Annotated in this window: 20 protein-coding genes; 15 read left to right on the top strand and 5 right to left on the bottom strand. The window is 52.4% G+C overall.

All coding sequences use genetic code 11. The features are described from left to right. The first annotated feature begins 141 nt into the window (after positions 1–141). The 7 genes from JI735_RS22435 to JI735_RS22465 all read left to right on the top strand — a co-directional run bounded on the left by JI735_RS22435 (position 142) and on the right by JI735_RS22465 (position 5,462). On the top strand, positions 142–294 hold the full coding sequence (locus JI735_RS22435) for a hypothetical protein (protein ID WP_157771515.1): 153 nt from the start codon (positions 142–144) through the stop codon (positions 292–294). 131 nt (positions 295–425) lie between these two features. Then, on the top strand, positions 426–1,457 hold the full coding sequence (locus tag JI735_RS22440; RefSeq protein ID WP_039839390.1) for an HD-GYP domain-containing protein: 1,032 nt from the start codon (positions 426–428) through the stop codon (positions 1,455–1,457). Between the two features lie 144 nt (positions 1,458–1,601). Beyond that, the gene (locus JI735_RS22445; protein ID WP_039839388.1) at positions 1,602–2,339 is read left to right on the top strand and encodes a GTP pyrophosphokinase; all 738 of its coding nucleotides are present in this window, start codon (positions 1,602–1,604) and stop codon (positions 2,337–2,339) included. 57 nt (positions 2,340–2,396) lie between these two features. Beyond that, a complete protein-coding gene (locus JI735_RS22450) occupies positions 2,397–4,022 on the top strand; it encodes a glycoside hydrolase family 9 protein (protein WP_202676457.1) in 1,626 nt (541 codons plus the stop codon). Between the two features lie 28 nt (positions 4,023–4,050). Further along, entirely contained in the window at positions 4,051–4,191 is a 141-nt protein-coding gene (locus JI735_RS22455) for a hypothetical protein (RefSeq protein WP_157771514.1), read from the top strand. Between the two features lie 179 nt (positions 4,192–4,370). Next, positions 4,371–4,634: a hypothetical protein gene (locus tag JI735_RS22460; RefSeq protein ID WP_039839378.1), complete on the top strand. Its 264-nt coding sequence runs from the start codon at positions 4,371–4,373 to the stop codon at positions 4,632–4,634. A gap of 33 nt (positions 4,635–4,667) precedes the next feature. Continuing rightward, positions 4,668–5,462 (top strand): SDR family NAD(P)-dependent oxidoreductase, encoded by a 795-nt coding sequence (locus JI735_RS22465; RefSeq protein WP_039839377.1) that lies wholly within the window; start codon positions 4,668–4,670, stop codon positions 5,460–5,462. On the opposite strand, the gene JI735_RS36155 is transcribed toward JI735_RS22465, so the two are convergent. Continuing rightward, positions 5,459–5,662: a hypothetical protein gene (locus tag JI735_RS36155; protein ID WP_157771513.1), complete on the bottom strand. Its 204-nt coding sequence runs from the start codon at positions 5,660–5,662 to the stop codon at positions 5,459–5,461. The two genes, JI735_RS22465 and JI735_RS36155, sit on opposite strands and share 4 nt — an antisense overlap. Before the next feature lie 330 nt (positions 5,663–5,992). On the opposite strand from JI735_RS36155, the gene JI735_RS22470 reads away from it, so the two are divergent. The 4 genes from JI735_RS22470 (at position 5,993) to JI735_RS36160 (ending at position 9,864) form a co-directional block, all read left to right on the top strand. Next, positions 5,993–7,588 carry a sensor domain-containing diguanylate cyclase gene (locus JI735_RS22470; protein WP_051052315.1) on the top strand — a complete coding sequence of 532 codons (1,596 nt, stop codon included), beginning with the start codon at positions 5,993–5,995 and terminating at the stop codon, positions 7,586–7,588. A 181-nt stretch (positions 7,589–7,769) separates the two neighbouring features. Continuing rightward, complete coding sequence (locus JI735_RS22475) at positions 7,770–8,507, top strand: cupin domain-containing protein (RefSeq protein ID WP_051052312.1); 738 nt, start codon at positions 7,770–7,772, stop codon at positions 8,505–8,507. A gap of 926 nt (positions 8,508–9,433) precedes the next feature. Further along, positions 9,434–9,754: a response regulator gene (locus tag JI735_RS22480; protein ID WP_233182928.1), complete on the top strand. Its 321-nt coding sequence runs from the start codon at positions 9,434–9,436 to the stop codon at positions 9,752–9,754. A gap of 26 nt (positions 9,755–9,780) precedes the next feature. After that, positions 9,781–9,864 carry a winged helix-turn-helix domain-containing protein gene (locus tag JI735_RS36160; RefSeq protein ID WP_233476511.1) on the top strand — a complete coding sequence of 28 codons (84 nt, stop codon included), beginning with the start codon at positions 9,781–9,783 and terminating at the stop codon, positions 9,862–9,864. Positions 9,865–9,922: 58 nt separating this feature from the next. Here JI735_RS36160 and JI735_RS22485 read toward each other — a convergent pair whose 3' ends face one another. Then, a complete protein-coding gene (locus JI735_RS22485; protein WP_202676458.1) occupies positions 9,923–10,915 on the bottom strand; it encodes an acrylyl-CoA reductase family protein in 993 nt (330 codons plus the stop codon). A gap of 120 nt (positions 10,916–11,035) precedes the next feature. Here JI735_RS22485 and JI735_RS22490 point away from each other — a divergent pair, with 120 nt between their 5' ends. From JI735_RS22490 to JI735_RS22505, 4 genes are all read left to right on the top strand, one after another. Next, a complete protein-coding gene (locus tag JI735_RS22490; protein ID WP_039839375.1) occupies positions 11,036–11,632 on the top strand; it encodes a TetR/AcrR family transcriptional regulator in 597 nt (198 codons plus the stop codon). A 109-nt stretch (positions 11,633–11,741) separates the two neighbouring features. Then, the gene (locus JI735_RS22495; protein WP_202676459.1) at positions 11,742–13,151 is read left to right on the top strand and encodes an NAD-dependent malic enzyme; all 1,410 of its coding nucleotides are present in this window, start codon (positions 11,742–11,744) and stop codon (positions 13,149–13,151) included. Between the two features lie 113 nt (positions 13,152–13,264). Beyond that, a complete protein-coding gene (locus tag JI735_RS22500) occupies positions 13,265–13,810 on the top strand; it encodes an AAA family ATPase (RefSeq protein ID WP_039839372.1) in 546 nt (181 codons plus the stop codon). Positions 13,811–13,836: 26 nt separating this feature from the next. After that, positions 13,837–14,280, top strand: coding sequence for a GNAT family N-acetyltransferase (locus JI735_RS22505; RefSeq protein ID WP_039839371.1), 444 nt, complete (start codon positions 13,837–13,839; stop codon positions 14,278–14,280). 82 nt (positions 14,281–14,362) lie between these two features. Here the strand turns inward: JI735_RS22505 and JI735_RS22510 are convergent, their stop codons facing one another. From JI735_RS22510 to JI735_RS22520, 3 genes are read right to left on the bottom strand one after another with little or no spacing between them, the layout of a single operon-like run. Continuing rightward, complete coding sequence (locus tag JI735_RS22510) at positions 14,363–15,166, bottom strand: ABC transporter permease (protein ID WP_202676460.1); 804 nt, start codon at positions 15,164–15,166, stop codon at positions 14,363–14,365. Then, complete coding sequence (locus tag JI735_RS22515; RefSeq protein WP_039839368.1) at positions 15,163–15,993, bottom strand: ABC transporter permease; 831 nt, start codon at positions 15,991–15,993, stop codon at positions 15,163–15,165. The genes JI735_RS22510 and JI735_RS22515 overlap by 4 nt, the downstream gene beginning before the upstream one ends. Before the next feature lie 59 nt (positions 15,994–16,052). Continuing rightward, a complete protein-coding gene (locus JI735_RS22520; RefSeq protein ID WP_233476005.1) occupies positions 16,053–16,868 on the bottom strand; it encodes an ABC transporter ATP-binding protein in 816 nt (271 codons plus the stop codon). Between the last annotated feature and the right edge of the window lie 262 nt (positions 16,869–17,130).

Genomic DNA, 17,130 nt, shown 5'->3' on the forward strand with positions numbered 1-17,130 from the left:
TATAGCTGCATAACCTGTTCAAGTATACTGCTCCGTCATTCCGATTCGTGAAAGGAAACACACCATGCAGGACCAATTACCTGTATCCCGGATCAAAAGTCTGCTCAGAGCATCCAATCCATCCAAATCGACGGGCCGGTTATGGGCATTAAGCCTATAGGCAACAGAATTGTCCCCATTCGTCCAAGCTTCCGTTTTATCGATGACCGTGAGCAGGCGATGAAGCAGCTGACCCGCTGGGCAGAAGAGAATAGAGTCAAGCTGACCTACAAAAGATTTGTAAAATGGATGTAGAAGAGGCTTAAGTCGGGGATTCAATATACCTAGTCCGGGTCTGGGAACGTGACTTTAACCATATTGTGGCTCTGGAGGATTTTAGGCTATGATCAAATAAAGTTTATACATAAAAAAAGGGGTGCTGAGACTTGAAAGTTCATGTCACTGATCTTAAACACGGCGACTGTCTTCTGACAGACACTTTCAATAGTGTGGGTCTGCACGTTCTTCCCAAGAGAACGGTAGTTCAGCGTGAGGAAATCACCATCCTGCTCCGGCACAAGATCGAATACGTGGATATTGAGCCGCGCACCGCAGTTGATGCCGATGGCAGTAGCCTTGGCCACAGTCTGAATGACAACTTCGACCATGCGATCCAGAATTACGAATCGATTTTCCTGGAGGCATTGGCCCAAGGCACGTTCACTCAATCCATGGTGGATGATACACTGCAGCCGCTGCTGGAAACGCTGGATACGCAGAAGGATGTCGTATCTTTGCTGCTGTTGCTCGAACGCGACGACATTGATACATATCACCATTCCCTGCAGGTCGGCCTGCTGTCGTATTATATTGCTGCCTGGATGGGCCATTCCAAAGAGGAACGGTTCGAGATCAGCCGTGCAGGCTATCTGCATGATATCGGCAAAAGCCAGGTGCCGCTGTCCATCTTGAACAAAACCGGAGTTCTGACACCTGCTGAAGAGGAAGAACTGAAACGGCATACAACCTTCGGCTATGAGATTATCCGCGGTTCGAAGATGGATGAGAAGACGGCACTTGTGGCGCTGCAGCATCATGAATATGAGGATGGAACAGGTTATCCGAACCAAATCCTTAAAAGCGAGATTCATCCGTACACGGAAATTGTCACGGTGGCGAATATTTACATGGGATTGACCACCTCCCGGCCGAACCAGCCGAAGCAGGGGTTGGTTGCTGTACTGCGCAAGGTGCATGAAATGGGCTTTGGCAAGCTGAACGGAACAGTGGTACAAGCACTTACCGGACATCTGCTGCCGGGCTTTGTAGGCAAGAATGTTCAACTCTCCAATGGGGAAATCGGGACGATTGTGATGAATAACCCGCTGGATATGTTCAGGCCGCTGGTTAAAGTCGATAATGTGTTCAAAGACCTCTCGCGTGAGCGCAGCTTGTCAGTTGAAGAAATCATTATGTAAATCAGGCAATCATGAGATCAGGCATAAGGTTATCCCGTTCGTTGCATAACGGACGTTCGGGATAGCCTTTTTGTATGCGGAAAATTTGAATTCGTCTAATAGATTGGCTATGATGAATGAAAGATTAAGATAGGAGAACTGAGTATGAACACCCAAGATCAGATCGAAAAATTCAAGCAGCTTAAATATGAATTGACCCGTTTTATGATGATTTACAAGTTCGCATTGGAGGAAATGGAGACCAAAATTGAAATCCTGAAGCAGGAATTCCAGATGCTCCATGACTACAGCCCGATCGAGCATACGAAGTCGCGGATCAAATCCCCTGAGAGCATTATGAACAAAATGCTGCGCAAAAACAACGAGCTGTCGCTGCCTGCGATCAGAGCCACTATTAAGGATATCGCCGGATTGCGGATTACCTGCTCTTTTATCTCCGATATTTATCAGGTCAGTGCCATGCTGCAGAAGCAGGATGATTTGAAGGTGCTGGGCGTGAAGGATTACATCAAGCATCCCAAGCCGAATGGCTATCAGAGCCTGCATCTGCTGGTCGAGGTTCCGGTGTTTTTGTCCGACTGCCAGGAGCAGGTCTGTGTAGAGGTGCAGATCCGTACCATTGCCATGGACTTTTGGGCCAGTCTGGAGCATAAAATCTTTTATAAATACAGCCAGTCCGTTCCTGAGCATCTGACCCGGGAATTGAAAAATGCCGCCGACAAGGCGTATGAGCTGGATCTGCAGATGGAGCGCCTGCACCGTGAAATTAAGGAGATCAAGGATGCCCAGGGCGACGACACCGATGTAGAGCTCCGCCGGATCATGATCAACAACCAGCAGTTTAATCTGCCGGCGAATTTCATCAAGCTGTTAGGCGAATAAAGGAGGGAATACATAGCGGTTTTTTTGAAAATCAGTGAAGTGGAGGAGAGATGAGCTTTGAGCACGCCTGATCTTCGCAGCATAACCGTCAATCAAATCGGCTATTCCACAGAAGGAGTCAAGATTGCCATTATCAATGGGGAAGGGCAGGATTTCCGGGTGATCCATGAAGAGACGGGGACAGTGGCGTATGCCGGAAAGTCCAGTGCTGCCGTGCTGGATAAGCCCAGCGGTGCCAGGGCCCATGCGGCTGATTTCTCGGAAGTCCGAACCGCAGGGAGATATTACGTTGAAGGAGAAGACGGAGCAGTATCCGCTTCCTTTGTGATTGCCGACAAGCCCTATCAGGAGCTGCAGCAGGGACTTTTGAAAGCCTTTTATTATTTCCGCTGCGGCGTGGAATTGACCGGGGAATATGCTGGTCCGTGGGCTCACGGACCATGCCATACGGCAGAAGGCATCGTGCACGGGCAGCCGGAGAAGCGCCTCGATTGCTGCGGAGGCTGGCATGATGCCGGAGATTACGGCAAATACTCCGGCCCCGGCGCCAAAGCTATTGCCGATCTGCTGCTGGCCTATGAGCTGTACCCGGCAGCTTTTGCCGCTGCGGTTCCGCTGCCGGAGAGCGACGGCAGGACGCCGGATGTACTGCTGGAGTGCAAGGTGGAGCTGGATTGGCTGCTCAAGATGCAGGAAGCCGGTACAGGCGGAGTGTATCACAAGCTGACGACACTTAGCTTCCCCGGCCTTGATGTGATGCCGGAGGACGATACTGCGGAGCTGTATATCTCACCGGTATCGGCGGCTGCTACGGGCGACTTTGCCGGGGTGATGGCGATGGCGGCAAGAGTCTATGAGCCATATGATCAGGCTTATGCACGCCGGTGCCTGGCGGCGGCGCAGGCCGCCTGGACTTGGCTGGAGCAGCATCCCGGAGTGCCTGGTTTCACCAATCCGCCGGGAATAACTACGGGTGAATACGGAGACGGGAATGATCAGGACGAGCGGTTCTGGGCAGCCGCAGAACTTTACCGTACTACCGGCGGGGATGACTATCACGAGGCGGTTCAGGCACTGGCGAAGCAGCCATTCCCGAAATACAGCCTGGGTTGGGCAGATATGGGCGGCTACGGCACGCTGGCGTATCTTCTGAGCGGGGAATCCGCTGCTCAGACGGCGTTGTATGCTTCGCTGAAGCAGGGGCTGCTTGCTGAAGCTGACCGTCTGGTGCGGCAGAGCCGGGACGACGGATACCGGATTTCCCTGCGGGAAGAGGATTATATCTGGGGCAGCAATATGCTGGTGATGAACAATGCCATGCTGCTGCTGGCGGCAGAGCATTTCAGCGGCAACCCGGCCTATGCCGGCTGCGCGCTGGATCATCTGCATTATCTGATGGGCCGCAATGTGCTGGACATCAGCTATGTGACCGGGTTCGGCGACCGTCCGGTGATGCACCCGCATCACCGCCCCTCTGTAGGGGATGGTGTTGCCGACCCGGTGCCCGGCATGGTATCCGGCGGACCCGACCGCGGGCTGCATGATGAGTATGTTGCCCTGCATCTGCAAGGCAAGCCGGCCGCGCAGTGTTTTGCCGATCATGACCTCAGCTATTCCACGAATGAGGTCACGATCTATTGGAACTCTCCGGCCGTGTTCGTGACAGCCCGGTTTAATGTCTAAGGAAATGTCTGCTAAGGAGCGAATTTCAGTGAACCCTTACCAAGTGATCAGCCTGGACATGTTCCAGACCCTGGTGAACATTGAAGGCCGGAGGAACCACATCTGGAGGCCGATCCTGCAGCAGGATTTTAGCGAAGCGCGGGCTTTGGACTGGGTCAGGCCCTGTTAACGCATTATTTTGCACAGGCGGCAGCCATTCGTGATGCCGGGAGCTTTTGCACCAGTCAGGAAATATACCGCAGGGGCTTTGAGAAGGTCTTCCAGGAGCATCTGCTGAGCTTTGATTGCCATGAGGCTGTAGATATTCTCTTTGCCGAGCACCGGCTGTCCGGCCTCTATGCAGACACCGTGCCTTTCCTGCAGAAGATCTCTGAAGCGTATCAGATCTGCATTGTCAGCGATACGGATACCCTGATGCTGCCGGATTTCTATAAGGAGTATCCCATCAAGCTGTTTACTTCAGAAGATTACGGCTCCTACAAAAATGACGGACGGAACCGGATGTTCACTGAGGTTATCGCGTACTACGGCGTGCAGCCGGATTATACAGTAAGCAATCTGGAAGAGCTCTGTGCCATTCTTGAGCCGGGTGAGCCTGCAGAGCCTGCTTGATACTAAAATACAATAGAAGGGATGGTTCTTTTTATGGAATTGCAGCTTACAGGTCAAACAGCGCTCGTAACAGGATCAACAGGCGGAATCGGCAGGGCGATTGCTGAGGTTCTGCTGCGTGAAGGCGCAGAGGTGATGATTAACGGGCGTTCGGAAGACAAGGTTAACGCGGTGGTCCAGGAATTGAAGCATAAGCATACCGGAGCCAGGGTGCTGCCGGCTGTGGCTGATCTCGGAAATGAACAGGGCTGTGATAGAATGGTGGAGCAGTTTCCCGAGGTGGATATCCTGATCAACAATATGGGCATTTTTGAGCCTGCCGGATTCTTTGAGATTCCGGACAGCGAATGGCTCAGATTCGTTGAGGTGAATGTGCTGAGCGGTATCCGGTTAAGCCGTCACTATCTGCAGGGAATGCTCCGGAGGAATGCGGGACGGGTGATCTTCATCGGGAGTGAGGCAGCAGTGATGCCATCACAGGAAATGGCCCACTACAGTGCCACCAAAACGATGCAGCTGTCCGTCTCACGAAGCCTGGCTGAGCTGACGGGCGGAAGTAAGGTGACTGTAAATACAGTGCTTCCCGGTTCTACCCTGACTGAAGGGGTTGAAAAGATGCTGCAAACCTTATATCCCCACGAGAACCTCAGCCCTGCGGAAGCAGAGAAACGTTTCATGAAGGAAAACCGTCCCACTTCAATCCTCGAAAGACTGATCCGACCAGAGGAGATTGCCGAATTTGTAGCTTTTATGAGCAGTCCTCTGTCCGCTGCCATCAATGGAGCGGCACTGCGTGCAGATGGCGGATTGGTTCGCAGCGTGTTCTAAAGAGAAAATTTCATAGAATCTTCATAAGCCTGATGCCGGGAACGATGACTCTGGATAAGGCGATTCAGCGATACAACTGGCATAACCGCCATCATCTTGCGCAGATCACCTCTTGGATTAACCGAAGCGGCTGGTAATTCACAGTGAATTGAAAAGAGCAAGCGGATTCGGGAGCTGTTCCCGCCGCTTGCTCTTTTCATCTGTTTTAGGCTCCGGTAAATCTTTAGTCCCGGCTGGCCTGGACGATTTTATCGGCAATCCCCTTAAGCGCATAAGGTTTTGTTTCTGATCCATTTCATTTTTCGGAGGCCTCCTGAAGGTGGGGTGGTCAAGTCATTACCCTGAGATTCTGCCCCAATGCATTCCAAAAAATGTGCCTGCCAGACCAAGGTTTTGGTAAAAAAAACTGCAGGTGGACTCTCTTCCCCAATCGTATATATAATCAAGTAGAAACGGCTTTGCAGTCCTCTAAAAGAGGCGGATTCCGTTTCATCGAGAACTGCCGCCCATGAGCACAAGGAGGTTAAGGAATGCCCAGACTGGGAGGAGCAGGACAAAGACCACAGAAAAAACTCAGTCTTACCCTACTGCTGATCGGTCTGGTCACACTGGTGGTTCTGCTGACTTCGACGATCCTGCTCACCGCATTATATCATTCGAAAAAAAAGTCGCTCATAGAAACGACCCTGAATTTGAATCTGGCCAATGCCGAACGTATGAGCCGGACAATGGATTCGCTATTCCGTTCCATGCGCAGCAGTATGGAATACAGCGCGGACAAGCTGTCCAAGCTCCATGAGCTGCCGCCCGGGCAGGTGGATGATTACCTTGAATTAATGCGCAAGAGCAGCACTTATTTTAATTCAATTCTCCTGGTAGGGGCAGATGGAATTATCCGCAATACCGCACCGGCAACGCTTGGAATGGAGGGTAAACCGGTTATGTCCCCCTGGGCGGTGGAAGCACTTCGTCTTAAAAGACCATATCTCTCAGAACCATACACCGCTCTTTCGACGGGGAGAATGATCGTTTTTATGAGTGAGCCGATATATAACCCGGATAAACATTATCTCGGGCAGCTGGGCGGTACAATCTACCTGCAGGATAACAATATCCTAAATATGATCTTTGGAAATACGAATGATATTGACGCTTCCGGATCGTATTATTATATTGTCAGCCCCAGCGGGCATCTGCTGTTCCATCCCGACAAAGAACGGATTAACGAGGATGTCAGCAGCAATGAAGTTGTTCAGGAATTGATGAAAGGCAACAGCGGGCAGAGAGAGGCGTTGAACATAGGAGGCGTCCGGATGCTGGCCGGCTATTCAAGTGTTCAGGCCAATGGATGGGGAATTGCAGCAGTATCCCCTGTGAGCTTCATTCAGGAGGAGCTGTGGAGCCAACTCCGTATCACTCTTGCCTATACGTTGATTCCCTTTGTGATTCTGCTGCTTCTTGCTGTTCTCCTGGCCCATCAATTAGCCCAGCCCTTTGTCATGCTTGCTGATCTGATGAGCAGAGTGGGCAAGGGAAAAGCAGAGCTGCCTGTACTAAAGCCGCATTGGAACCGCGAGGCGGACCTCTTGACCAAAGCGGTCACCATAGCCTGGAGTAATATCCAGAAGCATACAGACCAGCTCACCCAGGCAGCGATGACGGATCTCCTGACGGGCCTGGCCAACCGCAGATCCCTTGAGCTCACCATGAATCAGTGGATTGCCGCACAGTTTTCGTTTTCTGTAATTGTGCTTGATGTCGATAAATTCAAATTTGTGAATGACACCTACGGCCACCTGGCAGGAGATGAGGTTCTGAAGCAGGTTGCAGGCATATTGAAAATGAGCATTCGTCCGGGGGATGTCTGCTGCCGTTATGGCGGAGAGGAATTCGTTGTGCTTCTTCCGCGAACCAAGGCTTCGGATGCTTATACCGTGGCGGAACGAATCCGCAAAACGCTGGAAGCCTCTGTAGCTTCAGAGGCGGTTAAAGTGACCTCCTCCCAGGGAATTGCCCATTATCCGAGCCACGGCAATTCTCTGGAGGAACTGCTTCAGCAGGCGGACCGTGCAATGTATACGGCCAAAGGCATGGGCAGGAACCGGACGGTTATAGCTGATGAGTGAATTGAGGCATCTTCCGCTTAGGAAGATGCCTTTTTGCAGAATTTACATGGTTCACACTATACATTATCCTTCTATTTCTCGCAAAAAAAATATTCACATGGGCCTGGGCGGATACATATTCTAACGCAGGAACGATAAAAAACGGATTGCCGGAAAGGAAAGTGTTCAGGTGACTTTATACATGGATTACAAATCACCCACTACCCAATTTAGCTTTGATGTGAATTCAAACACAACGTTTAAGAAAGATGATTGCAATTATATCAATACCCTGTCGGTCAAAGAGCTGAATACACTGGAAAATACATCGCTTCTTGATATATTTCTCAGCCGGTCGAACGTGGTGGAACCGCATTATCACCAAAATTCCGCTGAACTCGTCTATTGTATCTCGGGTGCTGCTGTCGTCTCGCTGATCAATCCGTTTACGAACGAACTGCTGCATTTTCCCATTACACCGGGCCAGGTGGCCAATGTGCCGCAGGGCTGGTGGCACTATGAAGTGGCTACAGTCAATTGTACCCATCTGCTGGCCATCTTCAACGCCCCTGTGCCAGAGGTCATTCTGGGCTCCGATCTCCTGACGATTACCCCTGCGAATGTGCTTGCCCACACATACTGTCTCAATGAAGCCCAAGTAAAGGACACGCTGGCGCCGGTGAAGCCGGGTACCTTCATCGGGCCGCCAGCAGACTGCTGCGAACCCGGCAAGACCGGGGGAGCAAATGCGGCTCACCCTAATAATATGGCTCCATATCCATACCCGCAGTCTCCGCAAATGCTGCAGCCCCTTGGCTATCAGCCTCAGCCGATGCACGGCTTTTACGGCCAGCCCTATGTCCAGCAGTACCACGGGCAGCCTTATGTTCAGCCTTATCCGGGCCTGCAACCTGCGGTGGACCCGGCCGGGATTGTGTGAACGTAAACCCGGACTGAAAATCTGCCAGAACGATCCGTCTTCAGCATGCCCCCGTTGATTATGGAGCGGTGGGAATCCCTGCGGCCGTAAGCCCCGTGTTCCCGTGTTGTTATTCACCCGCCTGGGTGATTTTGTTAAAAAAATTTATATGTTTTGGGGGATGCGACTTACCCCTTATTTCAATTGTATGGGGAAATTATACAGTGTAAAAAATGTGGATATCTTAAAAGCCTCAGAGGAGATAAGCGATGCAGGAGGATGGGGCTCCATTCGCGGACTGATGCGGACCGAGGAGACCTTATTTTGCCAAAAATCTTACTCTTTCAGCAGTTACGGACTCAGGAGCCGTTATATCGTTCGATGGAGCCAGGAATAAGGGGGAAAGGGACAAATAAAGGCATCTGAGTCCGTTGTCCTGCGGAATAGACGAATCTTCTATCCATAACGGCTTTCCTGTCCGTAAAGGCTGCGGATTGATCGTGAAGGAATTGGGCGATCTGTCTTTACCGGCTTCTTCGCTGATGCTAGTTGGAAAAAGGGAACTTATTTTTCCGAAAATTAAGTAATCCTGAGATTGAAGTGGAAAAAGTGAACCTAATTGGGCCACTTTTCTTGAACAATGGCGAAATGGGCTGAATTAGTGTCCCTTTTTCCACTTCATCTGCCCGAGGATAGGGTACTCCGGCAAATTAGTGTCCCTTTTTCCACTTAAAGAGTTGCCGTAGGATTCATGGGGAGTCGTTCTCCAGGTAACGCTAACCAAGACGGCTACGCTATCCCGTGGAGGATGGCACAGCCGTTTTTGTTACTGTGTCCGAAGCTTTTATGGTATCTTATGGGAGTGGCTGCTGCGTCTAAACTACTGAGATAACGGAGAATGGAATCGGATGAAATATGTTACGGGTGCAGAATAATGTGAGCGCTTTTTGCTGGAGCATGAGTCATCATTGATTCTGCTGGATATTAATCTGGGCCAAACCTCCGGTTTTAAGCTGTGCAAAAGGCTGGGGAGGACGATGCAGGTGCCCATTCTGTTCATCAGCGCACGCTCCAGTGATGATGATATTCTGATCGCTCTTAACATAGGCGGGGATGACTATACCCATAAGCCGTACACGCTCAGTGTGCTGCTCGCCAAGGTGAGGGCTGTGCTTAAACGTTATGGGGGCCAATATACTGTGGAAGCGCCGGAGATTCTGGAATTCGGGAAGGTGCGGACAACTGCTCGCTTTCCCGTGTGCGGGTAGACGGCGTATAGGTCAAATTCACATCTATGGAGTACAAGCTCCTCTGCTATCTGGCACGCAACATGAACCGGATCGTCGCTAAGGAGAAGCTGTTTGCAGAAGTGTGGTAGATACTATTGCCTCTAAACACAGCCACCCGCAGGAAGCCATCTGCGGGTGGCTGTGTTGTTAAGACAAGCGGACTAATACGCGGCCCCGCGTGTTGGATGCAAGGATATCCTCCAGAGCCGCAGGCAGCTCAGTTAAAGTAACCTCGCGGTCCACAAGCGCGTCCAGCCGCTCAGGCTTCAGATCAGAGGCCATCCGCTCCCAAATCTGAATGCGCTGCTCTATGGGACAAGCGACGGTATCGATTCCCAGCAGGCTTACACCGCGCAGAATAAAGGGCAGGACAGTTGCCGGCACCGCTGTTCCGGCGGTTAGGCCGCTGGCGGCAACGGAGCCGCCGTAGGCGATTTTGCTGAGCAGCGCGGCAAGCGGGGCGCCGCCGACCGAATCAACCGCCGCCTGCCACAGCTGCTTGTCGAGCGGTTTACCGGACCCTCCGCTGACCTCTTCGCGCGAAATGATTTCGGCTGCTCCCAGCGTCTTCAGATAGCCGGCTGCATCTGCCCGGCCTGTACTGGCTGTGACCTGATAGCCTTTCTTGGCAAGCATGGCCACCGCCGTTCCGCCGACCCCGCCGGTTGCGCCGGTGACCAGCACGTTGCCCTTATCCGGCGCTGCACTGTGAGCCTCCAGTGCCTGGATGGACATGGCAGCGGTAAAACCGGCCGTACCGTAGATCATCGCTTCCCGCAGGCTTAGGCCTGCCGGCAGCGGCATGACCCATTCGGCAGGGATGCGTGCATACTCGCTGAAGCCGCCGTAATGGGAAACGCCGATCCCGTAGCCGTTGGCAATGACAGCTTGCCCTTCGTGGAATCGCGGGTCTGCGGAAGAAACGACCGTTCCCGACAAATCAATACCAGGGATAAACGGATAACTCCGTACGATTTTGCCGTTCGGGATACTCGCGAGTCCGTCTTTATAGTTCACACTGGAATAAGCAACACGGATCAGTACTTCTCCGGCAGGCAATTTCTCCAGTGAAAGCGGCTGTACCGCCAGGGAAAAGGTCTCCCCTTTGTCCACAACCAATGCTTTAAAGGTTTCTGTCATGCAAGGTCTCTCCTTTAGACGAGCTGTAATGTAAGTCAGTTATATATTATTTATTCTGACCGGTCAACTTTTTATTTTCTGTGATATAATATACATTATTCCCTAAATCGTGGAGGTCCTATGGTACGCTACAAGAAATCGGAAGAGAAACGCAAACAGATTCTATACGCTGCCTTTCAGGCGTTGTCCGAGCTGGGGTACGATTCCGTAACCCTGCAGACCATCGCTGATCATGCTGAAGTCAGCAAGGGGGTTGTGCATTATTATTTTGACAACAAGGAAGCGGTCCTGGTGGAGCTGCTGGAATGGCTGACCGCGAAAATATCCGCCAAAGAGCAGGCAGCGGTGCAGGAGCAGCAGACAGCAGCAGGCAAGCTTAAGGCTTACATTGATTCCGCATTCCCCGGACCTGCGAAGAACCGTTCCTTTTACCGGGTATATCTGGATTTCCTGGCCAGAGCGAGCCGGATTCCGGTGTACCGGGAGATCAATCAGCGTTTCTATGACAACTGTGCACGGATCAGCACGGAGGTGCTGACACTGGGCCAGAAGGAAGGGGTTTTTGCCACGGAGCTAGCCCCGGACACTACAGCCCCTGTGATCCGTGCGATCATTGACGGCTGCCTGATCCAGTGGCTGATGAAAGACGACGACGAGCTGCATGCTGCGTATAAGGAGATGTGCTATGAGGCGGTGATGAAAGTGCTGCGGGTGTGAAGCTCCCTATAGTACAGGAAGGTTGTGCTGCAAACCAAATAATATTATGTATAAAATGTGAACTGTAGTATATTGGACATAGATTGGTCAGAAAAAGGAGGCTAGCTCTATGTCGATTGCGACAACGATGATTATTCGGCTGGAAATCCGCAAGTCAGTAGCGACCTTTGGGGATGTGGCGTCGAGACTGGCTGCGGTTGGTGGCGATATTGTGGCCATTGACGTGATACGCGCAGGCAAGGATGTGACTACACGGGATATTACGGTCAATGTGCAGGATGCTGCGAATGAAGAGATTATTACGGTGCTTACGGACATGCCGGGGATTAAGGTTATCAATATATCGGACCGGACTTTTCTTGCCCATATCGGCGGCAAAATTGAGATTACCCCCAAGATGCCGATCAAGAACCGGGAAGATCTGTCACTGGTCTATACGCCGGGTGTGGCGCGTGTCTGCATGGCGATTGCTGAGGACCCGGGCAGAGCCTATTCGCTTACGATGAAAAGAAATACGGTAGCCGTCGTGACCGACGGCACAGCAGTGCTGGGGCTGGGCGATATCGGACCGGAAGCGGCGATGCCGGTAATGGAAGGGAAGGCGATGCTGTTCAAGCAATTGGCAGATATCGATGCTTTTCCGTTATGCCTGGGTACCAAAGATCCGGAAGAAATTATCCGTGTTGTGAAAGCGGTTACCGCCGGGCTTGGCGGCATCAACCTGGAAGACATCAGCTCTCCGCGCTGCTTCGAGATTGAACGGCGGCTGTCCGCTGAATTGGATATTCCGGTGTTTCATGACGATCAGCATGGGACGGCGGTTGTAGCTTTGGCCGGTCTTTTGAATGCGCTGAAGGTAGTCGGCAAAAGGCTAGAGGACTGCCGGATCGTCGTGGTTGGCATCGGGGCAGCGGGTGTGTCGATTTGCCGTCTGCTGCTGGCGGCGGGGGCACGGAAGTTGTATGCGGTTGACCGGGCAGGCATTCTGCACAAGGGACAGACGTATGACAATGCCGAGTGGAGCTGGCTTGCCGAAGCCACCAATCCCGAGGGGCTGACCGGAGGGCTGACGGAGGCGATGCAGGGGGCAGATGTGTTCATCGGGGTATCCAGTGGAGGCATTCTGAGCGTGGATCATCTGAAAAGTATGGCGGAGGACAACATCGTGTTTGCCATGGCGAACCCGATCCCTGAGATCGAACCGGAGCTGGCCGAGTCTTATGCCCGGGTCGTGGCGACAGGAAGAAGTGATTACCCGAATCAGATCAATAATGTGCTTTGTTTTCCGGGGATATTCCGCGGGGCGCTGGACTGCAGGGCCAAGGTGGTCAATCTGGAAATGAAGCTGGCTGCGGCTCAGGCGATTGCTTCGGTGGTTCATCCGGACGAGCTCAATGAGCAGTATATCATTCCGAGTATTTTTAATGAAAAAGTGGTTGAAGGCGTACGGGAGGCGGTTATCCGGGCCGCAATCGCAACAGGTATGGCCCGCAGGCTTCCGCCTGATATTTCGGAGTAAGACAAGGACAACAAACAAGTTTTTCACATCATATTTGCCGGCAAAAGGGTACAGTGAGAAGTGTCGCTGTATCTTTTTTTTAACTTAGCTGAGTTTCATTCAAAGGAGGACACATGTACAGCAGAATTCATATCATGGGGGCTTCGGGAGCGGGAACCAGCACCCTGGGGCGGGCTTTGGCCGAACATTTGCCGCATGTCCATTTGGACAGCGACGATTATTTCTGGGAACATAAATATACTCGACAGACAGAGCTTACTGAAAGATTGCGGACGATCCAGCGTGATCTTGATCAACAAGAGCCTTATATTTTGTCGGGTGCGGTCTGCGGATGGGGGGACGGGCTGCGTCCGCGCTTTGATCTGGTTGTTTTTTTGCGGATTCCGCCGGAAATCCGGCTAGAACGCCTGAGAATGAGGGAGAATGAACGTTATGGTGCGGACAGTCTGCCTGGCGGCAGCATGTATCAGGAGGTGCAGACTTTTATGGAGTGGGCGGCTTTATATGATACGGCAGGCCCGGAAGTCAGAAGCCGGGTGCTGCATGAGGAATGGATGTCACACTTACAGTGCCCTGTGTTAAGGTTGGAAGAAGATATGACCGTGGCTGCGCGTGTGGAGGCTGTACTGCGGGAGTATGATGCTAAAACAATCCAATAAACCAACAGAAAGCGGGATAACTGCATATGGTCACTATTAAGGAAATTGAATTCGAATCACTAGGCGCATTGAACAGGCTCTACGATGAGCTGATCGGTGGCCCCACGGACCCGCAGAAGCTGGAAGCGGCCTTTCAGTCGGTTAAGGCGGACAGCCGTTACATACTGTTAGGCGCTTTTGTAGACGGGGAGCTGCTGGGCTCGATGATGGGCATCATCTGCCAGGACCTTGTTGGCGATTGCCGTCCGTTTATGGTGATTGAGAACGTGGTAGTTTCTTCGCGGGCACGGCGCCAGGGCCTCGGTAAAAAGCTGATAGCTGCCCTGGAGGCCGCCGCTCACGAAAAAGACTGCTACTACATCATGTTCGTCTCCGGGGAGAAGCGGAAGGAAGCGCATATTTTTTATGAAGCGATGGGCTACCGGGAAGAAAAGGTGGAGGGATACCGTAAGCATTTGAGCTCGCATTGAGGGCAGCTTACGGTCCCGGCACTTTTGCTGCTGCAGTGGTCTGACATATCAGCAGTAAAGGTGGACAGCCCGCCTTCGAATATCAGCTTCCTGTACTCTTATAATGCCTCACCCCAAAACGCCAGACCAGCAGCGAAAAGCCCAGGAATGCCGCACCGGCAGGAAGGGCGAGGTATCCCAGCCACTGCGGGTAATCCCAGCCGCATACCGTGGCCGCAGGGTAGAAGCTGATAAAAAGCATGGGCAGCACAAAGCTGAACATGCTTTTTAGTGCTCTCGGCATGTAAGGCTCGGGACAGCGGGTGATCTGGTAGCTCGCATTGGTCAGGAGATAGATCCAGTCCAGGCCTTTGATGGTAAAGAACGCAAGCCCCGAGGTAAGCACGAATACCCCGCAGTACATAATGCACCCTCCTGCCAGCGCCATGACGAGAATAGCGATCTTCCCCGGGGTAAGGGTAACGCCAAGCTCCGAGAGCGCCCAGCCTGCCGCGCAGACTCCTGTAACGGGGCGGACCAGACGGTGCAGATGGAATCTGGACGCCGCCACCTGGACGAAGAGGGAGCGGGGACGGAGCAGCAGCCTGTCGAAGTCGCCGGAGCGCAGCATCTGCCAGGGGAAATAATCGAAGCCCCGGCACAGACTCTCCGCCAGACCAAAGGAAGCGACCGCCAGCGCATAGACCAGAATAATATGGGCCACCGTCCATTCTCCGATATTGCCGAAGCGGGAGAAGAGCAGCACAGTCGCAATCGGGTCCGAGATGACCACGACCAGCACCTGGATCAGCATCAGCCACCAGCCTTTGTATTCCATGCCCGACAGCAGGTGCATCCGCAAGTATTTGAAATAGATTTTGCCTTCAGCGATCATCCTTCTGTTCACCCTCCCTGTACGATAATGCTTCGGAGTTTATGGTTCATGATGGTTCGTCCAGCCGCGATAAAGACGGCACTCCAAAAGAACTGCAGGCCAATTGCAGGCAGTGCAGCGGATGGCGTCAGACTGCCGACATAGAGCTGAACCGGGATATCCGCAAACCCGCCAAACGGCTGGAGATAGAGAAAGGTCTGCATGAAGTCAGGCCAGAGCCGGAGCGGAAGATAAGTGCCGGACAGGATTCCGCTGAACAGCAGCAGCATATACGTAGGCCCGTCGCCCCAGGTGATATTCAGCCTTATCGCCGTCACGAACATGGCAAAAGAGGAGCACAGCACAAAGGCCATCACGACAGACAGCAGAAAACAGGCAAAGCCAAGAGCGGAAGCCGGGGCACCAAGTGCGTAACCCGCAGGCATCAGAAGACCGGTCAGGATGGTGGCAAGGCTGCGGAGCCAGGAGGTGCCCAGCTTGCCCGCCGAGCTTTTGACGAACCAGTGTGTGTACAGATTCAGGGGGCGGCACAGCTCGACTCCGACATCGCCGTTGTTGATTTTACCCATAATCTCACTGTCAATGCTCATCGTTTGCAGCACAAACAGCCCTTGGGCGAGCCACACATAGGATATGGTTTGCGGTAAAGCAAGCCCGTTGTTATTCCAGGCGCCGTTATCGCTGTATGTATAAAACACGGTAAACAGCACGCATTCCAGCAGTCCCCAGAACACGCTGACGAACACGCCGGATATGGCGGAAGCACGGTACTGCAATCCTTCGGCCATACGTATGCGGAAGAGGGAAATGCAAGCCTTGCAGGTACTCCGGAAATTCATTTCACACCTCCTGAAAGTTTTGTGAGCCTCGGAAGCATAATAGTTTAGTGAGCATCCGCTTAAACCAATGACAGGTCATTATACATGGCAGCAATCATAGCATCCGTATTTACCTTCGTAATTACCTCGGGAGCATATTTCTCCTGCAGGCCGCCAAGCCGTCCGTCATACAGCAGCTGTCCATGCCCGATGACCATCACCCGCTCGCAGAGCGCTTCAATGTCATCCATATCATGGGTGGTCAAGACCATGGTTACCCCGTATTTGCGGTTTTCTTCTTTTAAAAAGGTGCGCAGCGCAAGCTTGGATACGGCATCAAGCCCGATGGTCGGCTCATCCAGGAAGAGGATTTTGGGCCGGTGCAGAAGGGCGGCTACCAGCTCGCAGCGCATCCGCTGCCCCAGGGACAGCTGTCTGACAGGTGTTTTTAAAAGCGTTTCCACCCCAAGGGTTGCCGTTAGCTCAGCAAGTCTTGTTTTATAATCCCCGGCGGGTATCGCGTAAATATCCTTCAGCACGTCAAAGGAGTCCGCCACCGGCACGTCCCACCACAGCTGGGACCGCTGCCCGAACACAACGCCGATCTTGGAGACATGCTCCACACGATTCTTCCAGGGAACCTTGCCCATAATGGTGCATTCGCCATTGTCGGGTGTGAGGATGCCGCTCATCACCTTGACCGTAGTGGATTTGCCGGCACCGTTGGGCCCGATGTATCCCACAAGCTCGCCTTCGGCAATCTCAAAGCCGATTCCAGCCAGCGCTTCCACTTGCGTCACATTGCGCATAAAAGCCCCCTTCAGCAGCCCCCATTTTCCTTCGGGCCGTTTATACACCTTAAAGGTTTTACAGATATCTTTGAGTACAATTTGCATCTGGTGCACCTCCTTCGTGCAGAAGATCATAACATTTACAGGCAGTTGAGATAAAATGGCATTCTCCCGTCCGTGGTTCCACCCGAGTGGCATTGGAGGGGATATCACATGAAATTGCTCCATTTTTCATAAAAATGCTTGCTATCTTGACATTTCCGTGCTATATTAATTTTATAGTTAACGCAAGTAAACCATAGTTTTTTTTACATATGTGTCTCAAAAGTTGTCTTTAGGTACCGGTGAATTTTTCACCGGTGTTTTT

The organism is Paenibacillus sonchi (assembly GCF_016772475.1).
In the GTDB taxonomy this organism is placed as follows: Bacteria; Bacillota; Bacilli; order Paenibacillales; family Paenibacillaceae; genus Paenibacillus_AQ; species Paenibacillus_AQ sonchi.

Excerpts from the sequence above, each read along its gene's own strand:
- JI735_RS22490 (WP_039839375.1), top strand. The coding sequence starts at position 11,036 with ATGGTACGCTACAAGAAATCGGAAGAGAAACGCAAACAGATTCTATAC.
- JI735_RS22520 (WP_233476005.1), bottom strand. The coding sequence starts at position 16,868 with ATGCAAATTGTACTCAAAGATATCTGTAAAACCTTTAAGGTGTATAAA.
- JI735_RS22465 (WP_039839377.1), top strand. The coding sequence starts at position 4,668 with ATGGAATTGCAGCTTACAGGTCAAACAGCGCTCGTAACAGGATCAACA.
- JI735_RS22500 (WP_039839372.1), top strand. The coding sequence starts at position 13,265 with ATGTACAGCAGAATTCATATCATGGGGGCTTCGGGAGCGGGAACCAGC.
- JI735_RS22470 (WP_051052315.1), top strand. The coding sequence starts at position 5,993 with ATGCCCAGACTGGGAGGAGCAGGACAAAGACCACAGAAAAAACTCAGT.
- JI735_RS22495 (WP_202676459.1), top strand. The coding sequence starts at position 11,742 with ATGTCGATTGCGACAACGATGATTATTCGGCTGGAAATCCGCAAGTCA.
- JI735_RS22445 (WP_039839388.1), top strand. The coding sequence starts at position 1,602 with ATGAACACCCAAGATCAGATCGAAAAATTCAAGCAGCTTAAATATGAA.
- JI735_RS22505 (WP_039839371.1), top strand. The coding sequence starts at position 13,837 with ATGGTCACTATTAAGGAAATTGAATTCGAATCACTAGGCGCATTGAAC.
- JI735_RS22515 (WP_039839368.1), bottom strand. The coding sequence starts at position 15,993 with ATGAATTTCCGGAGTACCTGCAAGGCTTGCATTTCCCTCTTCCGCATA.
- JI735_RS22485 (WP_202676458.1), bottom strand. The coding sequence starts at position 10,915 with ATGACAGAAACCTTTAAAGCATTGGTTGTGGACAAAGGGGAGACCTTT.
- JI735_RS22475 (WP_051052312.1), top strand. The coding sequence starts at position 7,770 with ATGGATTACAAATCACCCACTACCCAATTTAGCTTTGATGTGAATTCA.
- JI735_RS36155 (WP_157771513.1), bottom strand. The coding sequence starts at position 5,662 with ATGAAAAGAGCAAGCGGCGGGAACAGCTCCCGAATCCGCTTGCTCTTT.
- JI735_RS22435 (WP_157771515.1), top strand. The coding sequence starts at position 142 with ATGGGCATTAAGCCTATAGGCAACAGAATTGTCCCCATTCGTCCAAGC.
- JI735_RS36160 (WP_233476511.1), top strand. The coding sequence starts at position 9,781 with ATGGAGTACAAGCTCCTCTGCTATCTGGCACGCAACATGAACCGGATC.